General features: G+C 71.3%; 2 protein-coding genes. Both read left to right on the forward strand.

Annotated features, from left to right (window positions below; genetic code table 11):
* Positions 1–26: 26 nt before the first annotated feature.
* Positions 27–320, forward strand: coding sequence for an ABC transporter permease subunit (locus Q4I23_RS32690; protein WP_498529002.1), 294 nt, complete (start codon positions 27–29; stop codon positions 318–320).
* Entirely contained in the window at positions 317–1,210 is an 894-nt protein-coding gene (locus Q4I23_RS32695) for an ABC transporter permease (RefSeq protein WP_498529003.1), read from the forward strand. Before Q4I23_RS32690 ends, Q4I23_RS32695 begins: the two co-directional genes overlap by 4 nt.
* The last annotated feature ends 97 nt before the right edge of the window (positions 1,211–1,307 follow it).

Consider the following 1,307-nt stretch of genomic DNA (forward strand, 5'->3'; position numbering starts at 1 on the left):
GCGTATAATCGTCGGCAGCGTCAGATGTGTATAAGAGACAGGTCTGGCGCCACGCGCTGCGCAACGCGACCATCCCCATCGTGACCATCGTGGCGCTGGAGTTCGGCGCCCTCTTCTCCGGCGCGCTGGTGACCGAGACGATGTTCGCCTGGCCGGGCATGGGCAAGCTGATCTACGACAGCATCATGGGCAACGACCTGAACGTGGCGCTGGTGGCGCTGCTGTTCGCCACGCTGACCACGCTGGCCGGCAACCTGCTGGCCGACGCCGCCTACGCCGGACTGGACCCGCGCATCTCCTTCAAGGGGGACGGGGCGTGAGGGCGGGGCGTTTCCTGCGGCGCTTCGCCCGCCACCGGCTGGCCGTGGTCAGCGCCCTGCTGCTGCTCGTCCTGGCCGTCGCGGCGGCCGCCGCACCCTGGGTGGAACATTGGTTGGGGGTGGAGTCGACGGGCATCAGCCTGCTCGACCGCTTCGGCCCGCCCTCGGCCCTGCACCCGCTGGGCACGGACGAACTGGGGCGCGACGTTCTGGTGCGGCTGCTCTACGGCGGGCGGGTGTCGCTGTTCGTGGGCGTGGCGGCGGCGCTGGCCTCCGCCGTCATCGGCACGGGGATCGGGCTGCTGGCCGGCTATTTCGGCGGGCGGCTCGACGATCTGCTGATGCGGGTTACCGACGGGCTGATCGCGCTGCCGCTGCTGCCGCTGCTGATCGTGCTGGGCGCCATCGACCTGACGCGGCTGGGCATCCCGCCGGAGGTGGCGGGATCGGAGGACGCCAGCCTGCTGCGCATCGTCGTGCTGGTGGCGCTGTTCGGCTGGACGACGGTGGCGCGGCTGGTGCGCGGGGCCACCCTGTCGGCGCGGCGGCGCGACTATGTGCGGGCGGCGGTGGCGATGGGGGCGGGCAGCCGCCGCATCATGCTGGCCCACATCCTGCCGAACGTCGCCGCCCCCGCCGTGGTGGCGACGACGCTGACGGTCGGCAACGTGATCCTGCTGGAGTCGGTGCTGAGCTTCCTCGGGCTGGGCATCCAGCCGCCGCTGCCCTCCTGGGGCAACATGCTGACCAACGCGCAGGAATTGGTGGGAACGGCGCCCCTGCTGGCGGTGTGGCCGGGGCTGTTGATCTTCCTGACGGTGATTGCCGTCAACCTGCTGGGCGACGGGCTGCAGGACGCGCTGGACCCGCGGGTGGTGGGGAAGCGGTAGTCATTGGTGCCCCCACCCTAACCCTCCCCCGCTGGGCGGGGGAGGGGACAATCGCAGAAGGCTCAAGCTCCCTCCCCTGCCCAGCGGGGGAGGGCTG

The organism is Azospirillum sp. UFLA03-27 (assembly GCF_059803775.1).